Below are 20,658 nucleotides of genomic sequence, written 5' to 3'. Positions count from 1 at the left end.
CATTCATGAGCAGCGCGCAAAACAGGTCTTTTTTTTACCTGGCTGTCCAGTCTTCCAGCGGACTTACCAGGGAAATTGAATAATGATCGGTGAAAAGTTTTCTGCCAAGTGTGTTTACACTGTCTTCAGTCACTTCATCAATCATATCAATGATATCATCAAGTGAACGGTGCCTTTCAAGAAGCAGCTCGTTTTTTCCGTTTCTGCTCATTCTGCTGTTCGTGCTTTCAAGGCTAAGCATTAAGCTTCCTTTAAGTTGTTCTTTGCTGTTATTCAGCTCTTTTTGGGTGATTCCCTCACTTTTTAATGTTTCTAATGTTTCCTTGATGGTTTCATACAAGTTATCAAGCTGATTAGCTCCTGTTCCTCCGTAGATGGTAACCATTCCGCTGTCCTGGTATCCGGAGTGATAGGAGTAGATTGAATACGCAAGGCCCCTCATTTCCCTGACTTCCTGGAATAGCCTGCTGCTCATGCTTCCGCCGAGGATATTATTTAAGACAATAAGGCTGTATGTATCGCTGTGCCCGATTTTTAAGCCTTCAAAGCCAAGGCACAGGTGAGCTTGTTCTGTTTCTTTTTTGCGTACTAGCTTATTTTGGTGGAAGCTGGGTTTAACTAACTCTGGACGGCTTTTTCCGCCTTCATATGAACCAAAGTAGCCTTCCGCTTCTTTAACAAGGCTTTCATTTACATTTCCGGCAATCGAAACAACCACTTTATCCGGGGTATACATATCATGTACATATGCATTCAATGTTTCCGCTGTAAAAGTTTCCAACGTACTTTCTGTACCTAAGATGGGGTAACCCAAAGGGTGATTTTCATAGATAGCCTGGCTGAGCAGATCATGAACGATATCATCTGGTGTATCTTCGTACATTTTAATTTCTTCATAGACAACGCTTTTTTCTTTCTTCAGTTCTTCTTCATCAAATATTGAGTTAAAGAACATATCAGACAGAATTTCCAGAGCAAAGCTTGCATGTGTATCAAGCACCTTTGCGTAATAGCAGGTATATTCTTTGGAAGTGAATGCATTTACCTGGCCGCCAATACTGTCAAAAGATTCAGCTATTTCCCTGGCAGTACGCTTAGTCGTTCCTTTAAACGTCATATGCTCCAGAAAGTGAGAAATTCCATTTAATTCTGGTGTTTCATTGCGTGATCCCGTTTTAATCCAAATCCCGATGGCAACTGAACGGACAGTCGGAATATTTTCTAGAACAACCCTTACACCGTTTTGACAAGTATATTTCTTAATCAACTAACATTCCTCCCTAATCTGTGGTGAACCGAAATGCTGAAGCGCCTTGCAAGACCGAGAAGCAAATAGGGATTGAACCATGTAGGCGCTTTTTGCCTTCAAGGGGCAATCCTCTATTGCACAGCGGGCTGGGCGCTGAAGAAAGACTTTCATACAAAAACTTGTATAAATGAAACATTTATTTTATGGAAACATTTTTCAATGCATCATTCTTTTTTCGCTTAGTGCTTCTGTGACTGTAACAAGATGCAGGTTCTTCTTTTTAATTTGTTTAATTAATGTATCTAGAGACCGTGCTGATGATTCTGTCGGGTGCATCAATATAAAAGCACCTGGATGCACTTTTGACATGACCCGCTGTATAAGAATTTCCGGACTGGGCTTTTGCCAGTCTATTGTATCTACACTCCACATGATTGTTCCCATTTTTAAAGAGCTGGCAATTGAGACAGTTTCATCACGGAAACTTCCGCTTGGAGGGGCAAACCACCTGCATTTTTTGTTTGTGACAGCTTCAATGATTTCATTAGTTTTTTGCATCTCTTCTTTGGATGCAGCCGAAGAAATAGTTTTCATATTAGGATGGGAATATGAATGGTTGCCAATTTCATGGCCGCCTTCTTGAATCATTTTTGCCAGTTCCGGATTATTTTTAGTCCATTTCCCTTCCAGGAAAAAAGTGGCTTTTACTTGATTTTTCTTCAATACAGCAAGCATATCCTGTAAATACTCATTACCCCAAGCCACATTTATCAAAAAGGATACAACTGGTTTATCCGGGTGCGCCCGGTAGATTGGCTCAGCTTTTAAATCCTGCAAATGCTTTTTTGGTGCAACTTGAGAATATATCAGCTTTTTTTCATCAAACACTCCATCTTTTTTCATCACATGATAAGAAGCTGTAATGTTGACTTTTAAACCATTGTAGCCAGGCACACTTTTCCATACAGGATCGATTCTTGCATCCTGGGGAGGAGCCTCATATTCTGCTGCTTTGCTTTCTATTTCTTCAAGAAGACTGTCCTTTTGTTTAAGGACGGTTGCTGAATCTCCTTTTAATTCAAAAAGATACTCATTCGTATAAGGATTTTGAACTAATAACCATGATATACCTGCAATGGCAGTTATCGCAACTATATGCTTCCACTTATTGCCCATTTTCATGCCTCCTTCTTACAAAATGTATGAAGGCATTGGACAAGGTAGAACGTTTGCGGCGGGTGAAAAAAGCGAAAAGGCAGGCCAATTCACAAGGAACCGCCTGCCTTTTCATGTATCATCCCTATTAAGCCTGTGGATTGTTTGCCGCTTCTTTCTGTTCTTTCAAAACAGCTTTACGGGACAGGTTCACTCTGCCTTGCTTATCGATTTCAGTTACTTTTACAAGGATTTCGTCCCCAATGGCTACAACGTCTTCCACTTTTCCGACTCTTTCTTCTGCAAGTTCAGAAATATGGACTAGACCGTCTTTGCCATTAAAGATTTCAACAAATGCGCCGAATTTTTCAATCCTTTTCACTTTGCCAAGGTACAATTCTCCTACAACTACTTCACGGACAATATCTTCAATTATTTTCTTAGCCTTTTGGTTCATATCATCATTAATTGAAGATATAAAGACAGTTCCATCTTGTTCTATATCGATTTTCACGCCAGTTTCTTCAATGATCTTATTGATTTGTTTACCGCTTGGCCCAATAACATCCCTGATTTTATCTGGATTAATAGACATAGTAAGAATTTTTGGAGCATATTTAGAAAGTTCTACCCTAGGCTGGTTAAGTGTGGCAAGCATGGAATCAAGGATATGCATGCGGCCCCTTTTAGCCTGCTGAAGAGCTTCTTCAAGGATAGTCTTTGAAAGTCCTTCAATTTTAATATCCATCTGCAGGGCTGTTACACCTTTGGCAGTTCCAGCCACCTTAAAGTCCATATCTCCAAGGTGATCCTCCATTCCCTGGATATCTGTCAAGATTGTGTAATGCTCACCAGATTTAACAAGTCCCATTGCAATTCCTGCTACAGGCGCCTTAAGCGGCACTCCTGCATCCATCATTGCCAATGTGCTTGCACATATGCTGGCCTGTGAAGTGGAACCATTGGATTCAAGAACCTCTGAAACAAGGCGGACTGTGTATGGGAAGTCTTTGTCATTTGGAATGACTGGCTCCAATGCTCTTTCGCCAAGTGCCCCATGACCAATCTCACGGCGGCCCGGCCCTCTTAATGGACCTGTTTCGCCTACACTAAAGTGAGGGAAATTATAATGATGCATAAAGCGTTTGGATTCTTCAGTTCCCAGTCCATCAAGAATTTGTACATCACCGAGTGCCCCAAGCGTACAAATTGATAATGCCTGAGTCTGCCCGCGTGTGAATAAACCTGATCCATGAGTCCTTGGAAGCAAGCCCACTTCAGAAGAGAGAGGCCTGATTTCATCAGGGTTTCGGCCATCCGGACGAACTTTTTCTTCTGTAATTAAGCGCCGCACTTCGCTTTTTACCAGTTTATTCAGTATTTCTTTTATTTGTTTCATTTTTTCTTCATCTGTTTCTTGTTCTTCATATTTTGCAAGAACACTGTCTTTCACTGCTTTAATTGCATCTTCTCTGGCATGCTTTTCCTGAACCTGCACTGCCTGATTAAGGTCTTGTCCGCAGAGGTCTTTGATTTCTTTTTCCAAAATGGAATCTACTTGATACAGCTTAACTTCAATTTTTTCTTTTCCAATTTCAGCTGCAATCTTTTCCTGGAATTCAATCAGCTTGATAATGGCATCATGTCCATACATAATTGCTTCAAGCATCGTTTCTTCCGGAACTTCATCAGCTCCCGCTTCAACCATATTGATGGCATCTTTTGTTCCGGCAACTGTCAGATTGATATCGCTTTTTTCCAGCTCTTCAACTGTTGGGTTAATGATGAATTCATTATTGATTCTTCCTACCACTACACCGGCAATGGGGCCTTCAAATGGAATATCGGAAACACATAAAGCCAGAGAAGAACCAAACATTGCAGCCATTTCAGACGAACAATCCTGATCAACGCTCATGACCATGCTGATAATCTGGACATCATTCCTGAATCCATCTGCAAATAGCGGGCGGATAGGCCTGTCTATTAAACGGGATGCAAGGATTGCTTTTTCGCTCGGCCTTCCTTCCCTTTTAATGAAGCCTCCAGGGATTTTTCCGACAGCGTACAGCCTTTCCTCGTAGTTGACTGTCAAAGGAAAAAAGTCTACGTTTTTCGGTTCTTTAGAAGCAGTCACTGTACTTAGCACAGCCGTCTCCCCGTATCTTACGAGAACTGCGCCATTTGCCTGCTTGGCTAATTGGCCGATCTCAACCGTTAGTTTCCTCCCGGCCCAATCATATGAATAGGTGTGTTTTTCCTGTCCCATCTTTCAATAAAACCCCTCTCTGAATCGTCGCTTTAGAGGCTTGGTATTAGTACCTAACCTAATTATTACATCATTTATATGTCAAAGTAGAATTACTAAAGTAAACTAAACTCATCCTTATTATGCACGAAAAAAACAAGCATTAACAGCAAAATGGATTAATTAAGAAAAAATCTGCAATTTTTCTGCAATTTGTATCCTGTCCACTTACCCAAGCTTAAAATAGCTTTCATTATGTATGATTGATGATGCAGGGCATCATTTGGATGGTTATTAAAAAACCCGGCCTTCAGCCGAGTCCTTAAGGACGATGGCAAAAGCCTGTATCATTTATGCGCCCGACATTATTCTTTAAAAATCGCTTTAATAACATCAAAAAAGCGGGAAGGTTTCCCGCTTTTTTTTGAGTGATTATCGACGTAAGCCCAATCGTGTAATAAGCTCACGGTAACGAGCTACATCCTTGTTTCGAAGGTATGCAAGAAGGTTACGGCGTTTACCTACCATTTTAAGAAGACCGCGACGTGAATGGTGGTCTTTTTTATGAACACGCAAGTGCTCGTTCAAGTTGTTGATGTCTTCAGTAAGAACTGCGATCTGTACTTCTGGTGAACCAGTGTCAGTGTCATGAGTTCTGTACTCAGCGATAATTTCGTTTTTGCGTTCTTGTGTTAATGCCATTTTGTTTTCCCTCCTAAAATTGCTGTAGAATCCCCAATCACCGAGCCAGCGTCGGAGACACGACTAGCCAAGCAATGGTTGCTTTCATACAATCAATAGAATACACCTTTTTATTTGTTATTGCAAGTTTATTATTCAATCTCTTTGAAGTATTCCTCTGCCTGCATTTTATCTATGCCAATTTGTTTGACAAGCTCTTCAAGACCGGAGAACTTTTTTTCGCTCCTTAGCCTTTTAATCCATTGGATCTCTGCCGTTTCTCCGTAGATCTCTCCTGAATAATCGAGTATATGTACTTCTACTGAAGGTACATCCGGTTTTTCTTTATGAAAAGTGGGTTTATATCCGACATTGCAGATGCCTTTGTGCCAAATTCCCCGGACTTTCATCTGCACGGCATAAACCCCTGTTGCAGGAAATATATAATCATCTTTTAAATCCATGTTTGCAGTGGGAAAGCCAAGCTGGCGTCCCCTTTTTTCCCCATGAATGACAATTCCGCGAGTCATATAGTATCTTCCGGTAAGATGCCTGTATTCTAAAAAGTCCCCATCAGCCAAACATTTGCGGATTCGGGTAGAACTTACTTTTTCATCTTCAAGCTTTTGCTTTTCAACGATTGTCTGGGTAAATCGGCCGCGGCAATGGAGAGGAAGAGTTTCCATAGTTCCTTCACCGTATTTTCCATAAGAATAATCAAAGCCTGCCACCACGTGGCGGACATTAATGTTTATTAAATATTGGTCAACGAATTCCTGTGGAAGCAGTGCTGCAAACTCCTCCGTAAAATGAACAATAAAAAGATAATCCACACCCATCTCTTCAATAATGGAAATTTTATCATGAAGGGGAGTGATATATCGAATATGCTGAACTTTTTTCCCAAGTACTGCAGAAGGATGCGGGTCGAATGTCATTACAGCTGACATCATATTCAATTGATGGGCAATATCCTTCACTGCTGAAATTACCTTTTGGTGTCCTTTATGTATCCCGTCAAAAAATCCGAGGGCAATGGCAAGCTGCGGAAACTGATCGGGAGTAAATTCATGAGGATGCTCTATTACGATTACTTTCACGTCAAAATCTCCTCTTTCTTCGGGCAAAACTTTCTTTTATATTTGCGCCAGTACTTTAACAGGCTTAATGAGACCTTGTTTTTGCGGATGGATTTCATAAATGGCCAATGCCTTTTGGTCCTGGTTAACCATAACGAAAGGCATTCCTTTTTCGGCAGGCAGATTATCAGGCTGCTCTAAAACAGCACCGTTTATCACTTTCTTTGCTACTGTATCACTAATGTGATATTTGGGCAAATGAAATAATCCCCGCTCCATCGGCTGCAGGAATGCATAATTTTCATTTTGCACTGCCTGTTCGACATCATCGAATGTGAGGCAATCATCCAGAGTAAAACCTGCTGATTCAATTCTTATGAGATCTGACATATGTGCAGGATATCCCAATTTCTCTCCGATGGTAACTGCGAGCGTTCTTATATATGTTCCTTTGCTGCAGCTGACGCGGAATTTAAAAGAAGGATTATCGACTGTAAAAAATTCACGGTCATCAAGCAGTTCAATGCTATGAATCATTACATTTCGCGATGGCCGTTCTATAGTAATGCCAGCTCTCGCATATTCGTATAGTTTTTTGCCATTTACCTTAACAGCTGAATACATTGGAGGAGTCTGTTCGATCAGTCCTGTAAGAGATTGAAGAACATCCAATATTTCACCCCGCTGAATGGTCCTGTCTACCTTTACTTCTTCGACAACTTCTCCGCTGGCATCTTCAGTAGTTGTTGAAAAACCCAGGGTCACTTCCCCCACATATGCTTTTCCAGCATCAGTTATGTATTCAGCCACCTTTGTCGCCCTGCCAATGCAAATCGGCAGCACACCTGTCACTTCAGGGTCTAACGTTCCTGTATGCCCGACTTTCTTTGTTTTAAGGATCTTCCTCAATTTAAATACACAATCATGGGATGTCATGCCTTTTGGCTTTAATAATGGCAATATGCCTTCCATATTGTTCTTCACTCTCCTTGATCTGCAGTTTCCATGCAGAAAAAAAGGATAGACAAAACATGTCTATCCCCAGTATTCTGCAATTTTTGTACCCTTAGAATGAAAAATACGGCCAGGAAGGGAGAAATCCCATTCCTAACCGATAAACAGAGTTATTCTTCATCCTTTTGTGCCGGTTTATCTTCAGAATGGATCTGGTGAATTAGTGTTTCAATTCTGTTTCCATAATCAATCGATTCATCAAACTCAAAAGAAATTTCAGGAGTTTTGCGCAGGCGGATTCTCTGCCCAATTTCGGAACGGATGAACCCTTTAGCCTTTGCAAGTCCTTTTAGTGTATTTTCTCTTTGCTCGGCATCTCCTAAAACAGATATATAAACAGTTGCCTGCTGCAGGTCACCTGTTACAGAAACATCCGTTACAGTCACGAAACCGACGCGCGGATCCTTAATTTTCCGGCCGATAATCTCACTAAGTTCTTTTTTCATTTGTTCGCCTACACGGTTTGAACGAAGGCTCATAAAAATCACCTCGCTAACTTAAAGCCATTCTATATCTGTTATTGTTCGCTCTAATTCCGGAAATGAATCAAGAAATTGCAGGGCATTCTGCAATTCCCTCTCAGTCGACTTCCGGGATGAGGTAACTGTAACCAGGGCTATGCTTGTACGCTGCCACAAATCCTGATGATCAACCTCTGCCGCTGAGATATTGTATTTTTGCTTGAGCCGTGTCAGCACCCGCTGCAGCACGGCCCTTTTTTCTTTCAATGAATGTGCATTGTAGATGAGACATTCGCAAACTGCCGATCCAATGATCAAGCGCGTTTAATCTCTTCCATTACGTATGCTTCAATAACGTCGCCTTCTTTAATGTCATTGAAATTCTTAATGGTAATTCCGCACTCATAGTTTTGGGCTACTTCTTTCACATCATCTTTAAAGCGCTTCAGTGTATCAAGTTCGCCTTCAAAAATGACTACACCCTGACGGATCAAGCGGATTCCGCTGTCTCTTGTGATTTTGCCGTCGGTCACATATGAACCTGCAATCGTACCGACTTTTGATACTTTGAAAGTAGTCCGGACTTCTGCCTGGCCAATGATTTTTTCTTCGAATTCAGGGTCAAGCATACCCTTCATTGCCGATTCAATTTCTTCAATCGCTTTGTAGATGATTCTATGAAGCCTTACATCCACGTTTTCTGACTCGGCAGCACGTTTCGCATTAACATCCGGGCGGACATTGAAGCCGATGACGATTGCGTTCGAAGCAGTGGCAAGGATAATATCAGATTCAGTGATGGCACCAACGCCAGCATGAATGATCTTAACTTTTGCCCCTTCTACTTCAATTTTTTGAAGAGATGCAGCTACAGCTTCAGCAGATCCTTGAACGTCTGCTTTAATGATGATATTTAATTCTTTTATTTCCCCTTGTTTCATTTGTTCAAACAAGTTATCGAGAGTAACACGGGATTTTTCATTCCGCTGTGAAGCAAGCTGTCTTTGAGCACGTGTCTCGCCGACCTGGCGTGCTGTTCTTTCATCTTCAAACACGATAAAGCGGTCTCCTGCTTGCGGCACTTCATTCAATCCAGTAATTTCTACAGGAGTTGAAGGGCCAGCGTCCTTAACACGGCGTCCTAGGTCATTGACCATGGCACGAACACGTCCAAATGAGTTCCCCACTACAATCGGATCTCCGATTTTTAGTGTTCCGTTTTGTACAAGCAATGTAGCAACCGTTCCGCGCCCTTTATCAAGACGTGCTTCAATAACCGTTCCAATCGCTTTTCTGTTAGGATTGGCCTTATGTTCTTCCACTTCACTTACTAGCAGGATCATTTCAAGCAGACTGTCAATTCCTTCGCCTTGTTTAGCTGAAATAGGAACAAAAATAGTATCTCCGCCCCAAGCTTCTGGAACTAGTGCATGTTCTGTCAGCTCTTGCATAACACGGTCTGGATTAGCGCCGGGCTTATCCATTTTATTTACTGCAACGATAATCGGGACCTCAGCGGCTTTAGCATGGTTTATCGCTTCAACTGTTTGAGGCATCACACCATCGTCAGCAGCTACAACTAGTATAGTTATATCAGTTATTTGTGCACCGCGGGCACGCATTGTTGTAAAAGCGGCATGTCCCGGGGTATCCAGGAATGTGATTTTCTTGCCGTGGACTTCAACTTGATAAGCACCGATATGCTGAGTGATGCCGCCTGCTTCGCCTTCAGTAACCTTTGTGTTGCGGATGGAATCCAGTAAAGTTGTTTTACCATGGTCAACGTGGCCCATGATTGTAACAACAGATGGACGCTCAGCAAGGTTTTCAGCGGAGTCCTCGGTCACAAGTGATTCAAGATCGGTAAGATCGACCAGCACTTCTTCTTCCACTTCCACTCCATATTCGCCGGCAATCATTTCAATGGCATCTTTTTCAAGCGATTGATTGATTGTAGCCATAACACCAAGCATAAATAGCTTCTTGATGATTTCAGAAGGTTCACGGTGAAGCTTTTTAGCAAGCTCCTGAACTGTCAAAGACTCAGTAAAGGTGATTTTCTTTGGCAGTTCTTTTTCTTTCCTTTTTTGAACAGGAGCAGCCTGTGGTGAATGTGAAGGCTTATGCTTATTGTTCCTGTTGCGGTTGTTGTTATTATTGTTTCTTCCCTTATTAAAGACCTTTGTTTCTTTCTTCTGGTTTTCCTGCGCTGTTTTTTTGCCTGCTGCAGGCTTTGGAATGACTTTTTTCTTAAGCTTTTCTTTGTTGACAACACTATTTTGATTGTCATTTGCTTCTTCTTCATAGCTTTTAAGCGTAGAAGAAGATTGTGGTTTAATGCTGGCCGCAGGATTGGACTGCTGCTTTTTTTCTTCTGTTTGTGGTTTTAAAGAATTATTGAGCTTATTTACAGTTGAATCGTCTAATGCTGTCATATGGTTTGATACCTCTATATTCATTTCTTTAAGTTTATTTATTACGTCCTTGCTGGAAACATTCTTTTGTTTTGCATATTCATATACACGCAATTTGGTCATACGTTCACCCCCGTAAAATTTAATCGAGCAACGTTTGAAGTTTTCTTGCAAAACCTTCATCCAGGACCGCAACGGCAACTCTTGCTTCCTTGCCTATTGCCTGACCCAGCAAAGACCGATTTTCGACTCTTTTTAAAGGAACCTGATAATGTATGCATTTATCAGATATTTTTTTTTCTGTATTTAAAGAGGCGTCTGCAGCTAACAAAATTAACTTAGCTCCTCCGCTCCTTATCTCTTTTACAACTAACTCTTCTCCGGAGATTAGTTTACGCGCTCGATTTGCCAAACCTAGTAGCGACATCCACTGTTGTTGCTTCATGATGTTAGTGTTTCTCCTTATCCGCTAGTTCTATCAATTGTTCATAAATGGAAGGATCGATTGCCGCACTTAGATGATTTGCAAGCACATTTTTCTTTTGAGCGAGCTTAATTATATCACGGTTAAGGGATAAATAAGCTCCCCTCCCTGATTTCTTGCCGGTAGGGTCAATGCTCACTTCGCCTTCTTTTGACCTTACGATGCGAATCAGCTCTTTTTTCGGCTTCATTTCCCCGGAAGCGACACATTTGCGCATAGGGATTTTTTTAGGGCTGCCCATTCTCGATCACCTCTGCCTTAATCGTTCTCCCCGATTAAATTATCATCACTGTCGTCTTCTTCGTAGCTGTCTCTGCTCAAAAGAAACTCCTGCTCTTCAACAGGATAAATCCCTGCTTCCCTGGCGTCTGTTTCACTTTTGATATCAATTTTCCAGCCTGTCAGCTTTGCTGCTAATCTTGCATTCTGGCCGCGTTTTCCAATTGCAAGCGAAAGCTGGTAATCCGGTACAATCACAGTAGTTGCCTTTTCTTCTTCATTCACAAGAACTTCAAGAACCTTTGAAGGGCTTAGTGCATTAGCCACGAAAACTACAGGATCTTCAGACCATTTTACAATATCAATTTTTTCGCCTTTTAATTCATTTACAATTGCCTGTACCCGCTGCCCTTTTTGGCCAACGCAAGACCCTACAGGATCCACTTCGGCATTGTCAGAGTGTACGGAGATCTTCGAGCGGTCTCCTGCCTCGCGTGCAACCGATTTGATTTCAACCGTTCCATCGAAAATCTCGGGAACTTCAATTTCAAATAGCCTTTTCAATAACCCAGGATGTGTTCTGGAGACGAAGATCTGAGGCCCTTTTGAGGTTTTCTCGACTTTTGTGATAAATACCTTAATGCGGTCATGCGGTTTATATTGCTCATTGGGCATCTGCTCATTCAAAGGCAAAAGCGCTTCTATTTTTCCAAGGCTTACATAAATAAACCTGGAATCCTGGCGCTGCACTATGCCTGTCATGATATCTTCTTCCCGGTCGATGAATTCAGAGTAAATAATGCCTCTTTCAGCTTCCCTCACTCTTTGAGTGACAACCTGCTTTGCCGTCTGTGCAGCAATCCGGCCGAAGTCCTTAGGCGTTACTTCCATCTCAACAACATCTTCTATCTGATAGCTTGGATTGATGCCTTTTGCTTCGTCCAATGAAATCTCAAGACGCGGATCAAAAACCTGATCCACTACATCTTTCCTTGCAAACACTCTCATTGTACCTTTATCAAGGTTTAAATCAATCCGTACATTTTGGGCCTGATTAAAATTACGGCGGTACGCTGAAATGAGCGCAGCCTCTATTGCTTCAATTAAAACATCCTTAGAAATGCCTTTTTCTTTTTCCAGGATATATAGAGCATCTAACAACTCACTGCTCATGGTAGATCCCCCTTCGATTATTCATCTCACCGCAGGCGCTGATTATGAAAAAGTAATCGCAAGCCTTGCTTTTGCTACCTTTTCATAAGGAATGACCACGGTTTTCTTTCTTGTCTTGATTCTGATTTCTACAGTTACTTCTTTTCCGTCAAATCCGGTAAGAATGCCTTCAAATTCTTTTTCATCTAAAATCGGCTCATATGTTTTTATGTAGACATTCTTTCCAATTGCTTTTTCAAAATCCTTTTCTTTTTTCAGCGGACGTTCAGCCCCTGGAGACGAAACCTCAAGAAAATAATTTTGTGTAATCGGATCTGTTTCATCCAGCTTTTCGCCAAGCTTTTCACTGACATTTCCGCAGTCCTCAATATCCACACCGGTTTCTTTATCGATGTACACACGCAAAAACCAGCTTTTTCCTTCTTTTACGTATTCCACTTCTACAAGTTCAAGATTCAGCTCTTCTAGAATAGGCAATACCAGTTCTTCTACAATTTCCGTTACTTTTTTGCTCATTTGTTTCCTCCATACATGTTCGTAGTGCGTTCTTTGTAATGGATTAGAAAAAATTTTTAGTCAATTACAACACGAAAGAGTGGGTTTCCCCACTCTTGCCATTGGTTCTTCGTAGTATTTCCAATAAAAATATACCATAATCAAGTTTTTTATGCAAACACTGTGTCTCGTGATGTGATTGCCGTACCTCTAAAACAGGGACAGCTGATTTTGTTCCGGAAGAGCTTCCAGGCAGCCCTGGTTATCAAGAAATTCCAGAATGGTTTTGGAAACCTTTCCTCTTTGCTGAAGGTCTTCTTTAGAAAGAAATTCTCCTTCCCCCCGTGCCTTTACTATGTTAATGGCCGCATTCGTACCCAATCCAGGTATTGAATTAAAAGGAGGAATAAGCGTATTGTTTTCAATAATGAATTCATCTGCGCTCGATTTATATAAATCAACCTTTGTGAATGAAAAGCCCCTTTCACACATTTCGAGTGCAAGCTCAAGCACTGTAAGGGTATTTTTTTCTTTAGTGGAAGCTTCAAGGCCTTTCGCATTGATCTCTTCTATTTTAGTACGGATCGATTGTGATCCCCGTGACATGGCTTCAATTTCAAAGTCTTCGGCACGGACTGTAAAATAGGCTGCATAATATAAAAGAGGCAAATGCACTTTGAAGTATGCAATTCTTACAGCCATTAATACATATGCGGCAGCATGCGCCTTCGGGAACATATATTTGATCTTTTTGCAGGAATCAATGTACCATTCCGGCACTTCATTTTTACGCATTTCTGCTTCGAATTCCTCGCTAAGCCCTTTTCCTTTACGGACTGACTCCATGATTTTGAAAGCAAGCGAAGGATCTAGTCCCTGATAAATTAAATACACCATAATATCATCACGGCAGCCGATTACTTCACTCAAGTTACATATTTTATTGTGAATCAATTCCTGTGCATTTCCAAGCCACACGTCCGTGCCATGTGAAAGTCCTGATATCTGGACTAGTTCTGAAAAGGTCGTCGGTTTTGTATCTTCAAGCATCTGGCGGACGAAACGTGTACCGAATTCCGGTATTCCAAGCGTTCCGGTTTTACACATGATCTGATCCTCTGTTACTCCAAGTGACTCGGTGCCGCTGAAAATCTTCATGACCTCTGGATCATCTGTCGGTATTGTCTTAGGATCAATGCCGCTTAAATCCTGGAGCATACGGATTACTGTTGGATCATCGTGTCCGAGAATATCCAGCTTCAGGACATTATCATGTATGGAATGAAAATCAAAATGAGTTGTTCTCCATTCCGAATTTTTGTCATCCGCCGGAAATTGAATAGGCGAAAAATCATAAATGTCCATATAATCAGGCACAACGATAATACCGCCTGGATGCTGGCCCGTAGTCCGCTTAACACCGGTACATCCCGCTACAAGCCTGTCCACCTCTGCACCCCTAAGGTGAAGGTTATTGTCTCCTGCATACCCTTTTACATATCCATATGCTGTTTTTTCTGCCACCGTTCCTATTGTCCCTGCACGGAACACATAATCCTCACCGAACAGCACCTTGGTATAGTTATGCGCCTTGGGCTGATATTCCCCTGAGAAATTCAAGTCAATATCAGGTACTTTATCTCCTTTAAAACCTAGGAACGTTTCAAAAGGGATATCATGTCCGTCTTTTTTATAAGGAATGCCGCAGTCAGGACATAGTTTATCAGGCAAGTCGAATCCAGATCCCACCGAGCCGTCATCAAAGAACTCCGACTTTTTGCACTTAGAGCATACATAATGCGGTGGAAGCGGGTTGACTTCCGTTATCTCAGTCATTGTCGCCACAAATGAAGATCCCACGGATCCCCTGGAACCAACCAGGTATCCATCATCCAGCGATTTTTTAACGAGCTTATGTGAAATAAGGTAGATAACAGCAAATCCATGTCCTATTATGCTCTTAAGCTCTTTCTCAAGCCTTGCCTCCACAATTTCAGGAAGTTCGTCGCCATATATGCTTTTGGCCATGCTATAGCTCATTTCCCTCATCTCATCTTCTGCGCCTTCTATTTTCGGGGTATACAGTTCATCCTTTATCGGTTTTATATCATCGATCATGTCTGCAATCTTATTTGTATTTTCGACAACTATTTCCTTCGCTTTAGCATCTCCTAAAAACTGAAACGCTCTAAGCATTTCATCGGTTGTCCTGAAATGCACATCCGGCAGTTTGTGGCGGTTCAGAGGATTTGCTCCCCCTTGTGAATTGACCAGGATTTTCCGGTAAATTTTATCATTCGGTTCCAGGTAATGTACATTCCCTGTTGCCACGACTGGCTTATCCAGCCGTTCACCAAGCTTGATGATATTAGAAATAATTCCTTCCAGAGATTTTTCATCACGCACATATTCCAGCTCGATCATATGCTGATAAACTGCTTTGGGCATCACTTCTATATAATCGTAGAACTCCGCAATATCCACCACTTCTTCAAAATCCTTTTGCATCATTCCCTCAAAAACTTCACCTTTATCGCATCCTGATCCTACCAGTATGCCTTCACGCAATTTTTGGAGCTGTGAGCGCGGAATTCGAGGGACTCTGTAAAAGTAATTCAAATGAGCCATGGAAATAAGCTTAAACAAATTTTTCAAACCATCCTGAGTTTGGGCCAGCAGTGTACAGTGATATGGGCGGGACCTTTGATAAGCGTTTCCCTGTCCCATGTTGTCATTGAACTGGTCATGGAAGGCAATTCCTTTTTCCTGTGCATCTTTAAGCATCTTCAGCAGGAGGTAGCCGGTAGCTTCTGCATCATAAATCGCCCTGTGATGCTGAGTCAGCTCTATATCAAACTTTTTTGCTAACGTGTTAAGTCTATGATTCTTGAATTCCGGATACAGAAAACGAGCCAGTTCAAGAGTATCAATGACTGGATTATCAGCTTTAGGATACCCGATTTTTTTATAGCCTACATTCAGAAATCCCATATCAAAACTTGCATTATGGGCTACCAGGATGGCATCTCCTGCCCAATCTCTGAATTTCTGCAGGACTTCTGACGGATCCGGTGCGTTTTCTACAAGATCATCCGTTATGCCCGTCAAATCGATAGTCGTATTAGACAGAGGATGATGGGGGTTGGCAAAGGATTCAAAACGGTCAATGATTTCCCCGTCTTTCATTTTAACTGCAGCAAGTTCAATGACTGTGTCATACACAGCTGATAAGCCTGTTGTCTCAAAGTCAAAAACCACATACGTATCCTCCGCCAGTTCACGATGTGCACTATTATAAGCAATAGGCACACCATCATCTACAAGGTTGGCCTCGACTCCATAAAGGATTTTTATGTCATTTTTTTTGCCTGCGCTAAAAGCTTCAGGGAACGCTTGGGCACCGGCATGGTCGGTAATAGCAATAGCCTTGTGCCCCCACTTTTTAGCCTGGGCAACCAGGGCAGCAACTGGTGTAACTGCATCCATTTGGCTCATTGGGCCATGGAGATGGAGCTCGACCCTCTTTTGTCCTTCGGGAGCCTGATCAATGCGTCCTGCACGTGATATTTCATTGATATCATTCGCAATCATAACAAGGTCCCGGACAAATGTATCATTCTGGATGCTGCCTTGTGCACGCACCCACATTCCTTTTTTGACCCGGGCAAGAATGGCAGCATCTTCTTTATCTCTGGAAAACATCTTTACGAGTATAGAACTTGTATAATCCGTCACTTTAAAAGTCAGAAGAGTCCGTCCGCTTCTAAGCTCTCTTGTTTCTGCATCGAATACAAAGCCTTCTATTGCAATTCGGCGCTCTTCATCAATAATTTGCTCTATACTTCTGAAATCTGCATCTTCCTTAATCGTATAGCCGATTTTAACCGGTCCTTCGTAAGCAGCGTCATCTTTGCCTCTTTCACTATTTTGTTTTTGCATTTCCGTTAACGCAGCCAGCCCTTTGGCTTCATCCTCTTTTTGCTTTTCAGCAAGGAATTTCTGATAGTCCTCATTTTCTGCGGCAGATGTAACCTCTGCTTCCAGTGAAAGCGGAGGGAAACCAAGTGTTTGATAAATATTTGAAATGATACCAGAATACTTCCTTTTAAGCTGGCCTGCTTCTGCTTCATTTCTGGCCCGGACAATCAGCCTGTTGCCTATCACTTTGGGTTCCTGCTCATTTAATAAGGTCAATAATGCAGGTGAAATGCCGTCTAACTCCTCCAGGCAATTTTTCCAGTATTCCTTTATCAGTTCCTCTGAGGGTTGAGGATTCAGGACATGGAAAGAATATGTTACATTTGCAATATGTGCAAATGTACTTTTCAGCTGTATAGAAAAACGAGTGTGGATGCTGCATGGAATAAGCTTTTCCATCTGAAAGATAAAGTGCCATGTTTTAGAAACTCTGTCTATGGACAGCTTCTCTATTTCCGCCTGATAAAAATGCTGAACAAAAGCATCTTCTGTAAGCCCCATTTGCTGGAGCAAAAGCTGGAATCTTTCTCTTCCGCTATTTGGGCCCTGAGCCATCTTCTCACTCCCCATCATATATATTTTAAATGCCTGAATTAGGCTTCTTTTTTATGCTTCAGCTATATTTTTCGCGTGTAATCGCTATATCTGCCGCTCAAATTTCATTGCACAACAGTGGTTATTATATCATACCATCCTACATATTACAGACAGATTATTTCAGGTAAAAGCAGAAGAAAAAGGCACACTCATTTAAGAATGCTGCCTTTGTATTTTTGCAGTTTTTAGTTTAGTTTTGTACGGAGCCTGTCACGCCATAAGTTCCTGCAATTTCGCAGAGATTTCATCCAGCTTAAGCTCAAGGACTTCGCCTGTTTTTCGGATTTTCATTTCAATGATACCTTCAGAGGCTTTTTTCCCGACTGTAATTCTGACAGGAACTCCAATCAGATCCGAATCGGCGAACTTGACTCCAGGCCGCTCCTTGCGGTCATCCATTAACACATCAAAGCCCTCTTTTTTCAGGCTGGCATAAATGTCTCCAGCTAATTCTGATTGTGTGCTGTCCTTCATATTGACCGGAATTACATGAACCTGATAAGGAGCTAAATCTGCTGGCCAGACGAGTCCATTTTCATCATTATACTGCTCGGCCACTGCTGCAAGAGTACGGGAAACTCCAATTCCATAGCAGCCCATGATCATTGGCTGTGAACGGCCATTTTCATCAAGGAAGGCTGCTCCCATCGCTTCGCTGTACCGGGTACCAAGTTTAAAGACATGTCCAACTTCAATGCCTTTTGCGAACTTAATGGTTCCATTTCCATCCGGTGATACATCACCTTCCTGTATAAAGCGCAGATCTTCGTATCTTGATACAGTAAAATCACGGCCGGCGTTCACGTTTGTGAAATGGTAACCTTCTTCATTTGCACCGCATACAGCATTAGCCATGCTGATTACTGCCTGATCTGCAATAATTTCAATGTCTTTGGAAACAGAAACCGGACCTAATGAACCTGCAGAAGACCCGAGCAGTTCCTTTGTCAATCCCGGATCAGCCAATTCAACAACCGAAGCAGAATATAAATTTTTCAATTTAATGTCATTTACTTCATGATCTCCTCTGACTAAAACGAGAACAAATTTGTCATCCACTTTAAAGAGCAGGGATTTGATGCATTTTTTCTGATCAAGCCCAAGGAACCCAGAAACTTCTTCAATCGTTTTCTGGCCGGGAGTATGCACCTTTTCCATCTCCGCCAGCGCTTCATCACTTTGTTTATAACTGCCGGTTACAGGCGCCATTTCAATGTTTGCTGCATAATCTGAGCTATCGGAATAAGCGATTGTGTCTTCCCCGACATCTGAAAGAACCATGAATTCGTGAGTATCTTTACCGCCCATCGCCCCAGAATCAGCAATTACTGCACGGAAATCCAGTCCGCAGCGGCGGAATATTGCAGAATATGCATTGAATATTTTTTTATATACTTCATCGAGGCTTTCCTGGTTTGAATGAAAAGAGTAAGCATCTTTCATGATGAACTCGCGTCCGCGCAGCAAACCAAAACGAGGTCTTTTTTCATCCCGGAATTTTGTCTGGATCTGATACAATGTAAGCGGAAGTCTCTTATAGGACTTCACTTCATCACGGATCAGGCTTGTGATGACTTCTTCATGTGTAGCCCCCAAAGCAAATTCCCGGTCATTCCGGTCCCTTAAGCGCATTAATTCAGGTCCGTATGTATACCACCTGCCCGACTCCTGCCAAAACTCAGCCTGCTGAAGCGCCGGCATAAGCAATTCAACCGCACCAGCCTCTTCCATTTCCTCTCTGACGATCGATTCGATTTTTTGAAGGACCTTTATTCCAAGTGGCATAAAACTGTAGACGCCGCTTGAATTTTGTCTCATATAGCCCGCTCTAAGCAGCAGCTGATGGCTTTTTATTTCTGCATCCGACGGAGTTTCCCTCATTGTCGGAATCAATGTATTACTTTGTTTCATGTTTCGTGCACTCCTCAATTGAAAAATTATGATTCATTAAACAGCCATTTATTTCATTATTTCCAGTGTGAATATATTTGTGAACAAGCCATATAGCTTTATCATCTGAAAAGACTAAAAGCGCTATAAAATAGCGCTTAATAGCCCGCATATCTTTATATAGATTATACATGACGCCGCAAAGAGAAACCAAGCAATTTAGCAGAGTATTTATCTAATTACCCGCACATGCACGTAATATTAAAGGAAAAATCTCTGGATATCATTCCAGGTGACCACAATCATCAGAAGCATCAGCAGTGCAAAGCCTATAAAATGCACCAGCCCTTCTTTCTGGCGGTCTATCGGTTTTCCCCTTAATGCTTCAACTAAGAAGAATAGTAAACGCCCGCCATCTAATGCCGGAAGCGGCAGTAAGTTCATGATCCCTAAATTGATGCTTAAAATCCCGCCCCACTTCATCAGATTGAAAACACCTGATTTGGCCACTTCTTCTGTAGATTTGTATATCCCGACAGGGCCGGAAAGCATATCTATTTTAAAATGCCCGCTGACAAGCTTGCCCAGCATAAAGAAAATTTGCTTAGTCCATTCATACGTTTCCGTAAAACCGAGTTTGAACGCTTTGAGAGGAGACTTTTCAATAGGCGGATATACACCGATCACACCCATTTTCAGCCCGTCCCGTTCAACTTCTTTCGGGGTGACCGGAACCTCCAATGTCTTTCCATTCCGCTCAACAACGAATTCAATCTCTTTTCCCGGATTTTTCTGAATGCTTTTTTGAACATCATTCCAGCTTGAAACTTCACTTCCGTCAATAGACTGCACTTCATCGCCTTGTTTTAGACCTGAGGAAATGGCCGTCCCATCCTTGGTCAATTCCCCGAGCTTAGCCTTATCGACAGCAACGCCTTGAAACAAACCAATAATCATAAAAATAACTATTGCCAGGATAAAGTTCATCATTGGTCCCGCAAATATGGTAATGGCACGGTTTCCAAGTGATTTAGAAGCAAACTGCCTGTTGTAGGGTGCAATTTGATTTTCAACCCCATCTTCCACAATCACGGCTTCAGGATGCACGGAAAAAGTCTTCAGCTCTCCTTCGCTCTCCTCATAGCCGCTGATAAACAGCTTATGGTCAAGGTCCAGCGCCTCTACCTCTATGATATGAATATCCGAATATTTATCTTTATTGTTTGTAACAATCTTCGAAACAATATTTTCTTTATCAAAAATCAGTCCCACCCGGAAACCCGGTTTAATTTCTATATTTTCCGCATCTTCACCGGCCATTCTCACATATCCGCCAATCGGAAGCAGCCGAATGGTATATACCGTCTCGTTTCGCTTAAAAGTTAACACCTTAGGACCAAACCCTATTGCGAACTCCCGGCATAAGATTCCTGCCCGCTTTGCAAAGTATAAGTGGCCAAGTTCATGAAAGAAGACGAGCGCCCCAAAAATAATTATGAAGGCAATTACGGTTTGCAGTGT

Annotated in this window: 16 protein-coding genes; all 16 read right to left on the bottom strand. The window is 42.0% G+C overall.

What is annotated here, in order from left to right; translation table 11 throughout:
• Positions 1 to 34: 34 nt before the first annotated feature.
• The 16 genes from BM126_RS03880 to rseP all read right to left on the bottom strand — a co-directional run bounded on the left by BM126_RS03880 (position 35) and on the right by rseP (position 20,655).
• On the bottom strand, positions 35 to 1,267 hold the full coding sequence (locus BM126_RS03880; RefSeq protein WP_090988213.1) for a M16 family metallopeptidase: 1,233 nt from the start codon (positions 1,265 to 1,267) through the stop codon (positions 35 to 37).
• A 198-nt stretch (positions 1,268 to 1,465) separates the two neighbouring features.
• Positions 1,466 to 2,425, bottom strand: a complete 960-nt coding sequence (locus BM126_RS03875; protein WP_090988211.1) for a polysaccharide deacetylase family protein — start codon at positions 2,423 to 2,425, stop codon at positions 1,466 to 1,468.
• A 127-nt stretch (positions 2,426 to 2,552) separates the two neighbouring features.
• Entirely contained in the window at positions 2,553 to 4,673 is a 2,121-nt protein-coding gene (gene pnp, locus BM126_RS03870; RefSeq protein ID WP_090988210.1) for a polyribonucleotide nucleotidyltransferase, read from the bottom strand.
• A gap of 411 nt (positions 4,674 to 5,084) precedes the next feature.
• Positions 5,085 to 5,354: a 30S ribosomal protein S15 gene (gene rpsO, locus BM126_RS03865; protein WP_071349546.1), complete on the bottom strand. Its 270-nt coding sequence runs from the start codon at positions 5,352 to 5,354 to the stop codon at positions 5,085 to 5,087.
• A 131-nt stretch (positions 5,355 to 5,485) separates the two neighbouring features.
• On the bottom strand, positions 5,486 to 6,433 hold the full coding sequence (ribF, locus tag BM126_RS03860) for a bifunctional riboflavin kinase/FAD synthetase (protein WP_090988209.1): 948 nt from the start codon (positions 6,431 to 6,433) through the stop codon (positions 5,486 to 5,488).
• 36 nt (positions 6,434 to 6,469) lie between these two features.
• A complete protein-coding gene (gene truB, locus BM126_RS03855; RefSeq protein WP_090988208.1) occupies positions 6,470 to 7,384 on the bottom strand; it encodes a tRNA pseudouridine(55) synthase TruB in 915 nt (304 codons plus the stop codon).
• A 152-nt stretch (positions 7,385 to 7,536) separates the two neighbouring features.
• On the bottom strand, positions 7,537 to 7,905 hold the full coding sequence (gene rbfA / locus BM126_RS03850; protein WP_071349543.1) for a 30S ribosome-binding factor RbfA: 369 nt from the start codon (positions 7,903 to 7,905) through the stop codon (positions 7,537 to 7,539).
• An 18-nt stretch (positions 7,906 to 7,923) separates the two neighbouring features.
• Positions 7,924 to 8,202, bottom strand: a complete 279-nt coding sequence (locus tag BM126_RS03845; protein WP_071349568.1) for a DUF503 domain-containing protein — start codon at positions 8,200 to 8,202, stop codon at positions 7,924 to 7,926.
• Positions 8,202 to 10,424, bottom strand: a complete 2,223-nt coding sequence (gene infB, locus BM126_RS03840) for a translation initiation factor IF-2 (protein ID WP_090988207.1) — start codon at positions 10,422 to 10,424, stop codon at positions 8,202 to 8,204. The genes BM126_RS03845 and infB overlap by 1 nt, the downstream gene beginning before the upstream one ends.
• A 19-nt stretch (positions 10,425 to 10,443) precedes the next feature.
• Positions 10,444 to 10,746: a YlxQ family RNA-binding protein gene (locus BM126_RS03835; protein WP_071349541.1), complete on the bottom strand. Its 303-nt coding sequence runs from the start codon at positions 10,744 to 10,746 to the stop codon at positions 10,444 to 10,446.
• Positions 10,747 to 10,750: 4 nt separating this feature from the next.
• Positions 10,751 to 11,026, bottom strand: a complete 276-nt coding sequence (gene rnpM, locus BM126_RS03830; RefSeq protein ID WP_090988206.1) for an RNase P modulator RnpM — start codon at positions 11,024 to 11,026, stop codon at positions 10,751 to 10,753.
• A 17-nt stretch (positions 11,027 to 11,043) separates the two neighbouring features.
• Positions 11,044 to 12,177: a transcription termination factor NusA gene (nusA, locus tag BM126_RS03825; protein WP_090988205.1), complete on the bottom strand. Its 1,134-nt coding sequence runs from the start codon at positions 12,175 to 12,177 to the stop codon at positions 11,044 to 11,046.
• 42 nt (positions 12,178 to 12,219) lie between these two features.
• Positions 12,220 to 12,693 carry a ribosome maturation factor RimP gene (gene rimP / locus BM126_RS03820; protein WP_071349538.1) on the bottom strand — a complete coding sequence of 158 codons (474 nt, stop codon included), beginning with the start codon at positions 12,691 to 12,693 and terminating at the stop codon, positions 12,220 to 12,222.
• A 189-nt stretch (positions 12,694 to 12,882) separates the two neighbouring features.
• Positions 12,883 to 17,205, bottom strand: coding sequence for a PolC-type DNA polymerase III (locus BM126_RS03815; protein ID WP_090988204.1), 4,323 nt, complete (start codon positions 17,203 to 17,205; stop codon positions 12,883 to 12,885).
• A 252-nt stretch (positions 17,206 to 17,457) separates the two neighbouring features.
• The gene (locus BM126_RS03810; protein WP_090988203.1) at positions 17,458 to 19,158 is read right to left on the bottom strand and encodes a proline--tRNA ligase; all 1,701 of its coding nucleotides are present in this window, start codon (positions 19,156 to 19,158) and stop codon (positions 17,458 to 17,460) included.
• 240 nt (positions 19,159 to 19,398) lie between these two features.
• A complete protein-coding gene (gene rseP / locus BM126_RS03805; protein ID WP_090988410.1) occupies positions 19,399 to 20,655 on the bottom strand; it encodes an RIP metalloprotease RseP in 1,257 nt (418 codons plus the stop codon).
• Between the last annotated feature and the right edge of the window lie 3 nt (positions 20,656 to 20,658).

Source organism: Bacillus sp. OV322 (assembly GCF_900112495.1).
In the GTDB taxonomy this organism is placed as follows: domain Bacteria; phylum Bacillota; class Bacilli; order Bacillales; family DSM-1321; genus Peribacillus.
This window is presented reverse-complemented; position numbering and strand designations above follow the sequence as displayed.

Bases quoted from the DNA above. Each gene is read 5' to 3' on its own strand.
- BM126_RS03835 (WP_071349541.1), bottom strand. From the start codon at position 10,746: ATGAAGCAACAACAGTGGATGTCGCTACTAGGTTTGGCAAATCGAGCG.
- nusA (WP_090988205.1), bottom strand. From the start codon at position 12,177: ATGAGCAGTGAGTTGTTAGATGCTCTATATATCCTGGAAAAAGAAAAA.
- truB (WP_090988208.1), bottom strand. From the start codon at position 7,384: ATGGAAGGCATATTGCCATTATTAAAGCCAAAAGGCATGACATCCCAT.
- BM126_RS03875 (WP_090988211.1), bottom strand. From the start codon at position 2,425: ATGGGCAATAAGTGGAAGCATATAGTTGCGATAACTGCCATTGCAGGT.
- rnpM (WP_090988206.1), bottom strand. From the start codon at position 11,026: ATGGGCAGCCCTAAAAAAATCCCTATGCGCAAATGTGTCGCTTCCGGG.
- rpsO (WP_071349546.1), bottom strand. From the start codon at position 5,354: ATGGCATTAACACAAGAACGCAAAAACGAAATTATCGCTGAGTACAGA.
- infB (WP_090988207.1), bottom strand. From the start codon at position 10,424: ATGACCAAATTGCGTGTATATGAATATGCAAAACAAAAGAATGTTTCC.
- BM126_RS03810 (WP_090988203.1), bottom strand. From the start codon at position 19,158: ATGAAACAAAGTAATACATTGATTCCGACAATGAGGGAAACTCCGTCG.
- rimP (WP_071349538.1), bottom strand. From the start codon at position 12,693: ATGAGCAAAAAAGTAACGGAAATTGTAGAAGAACTGGTATTGCCTATT.
- BM126_RS03815 (WP_090988204.1), bottom strand. From the start codon at position 17,205: ATGGCTCAGGGCCCAAATAGCGGAAGAGAAAGATTCCAGCTTTTGCTC.
- pnp (WP_090988210.1), bottom strand. From the start codon at position 4,673: ATGGGACAGGAAAAACACACCTATTCATATGATTGGGCCGGGAGGAAA.
- rbfA (WP_071349543.1), bottom strand. From the start codon at position 7,905: ATGAGCCTTCGTTCAAACCGTGTAGGCGAACAAATGAAAAAAGAACTT.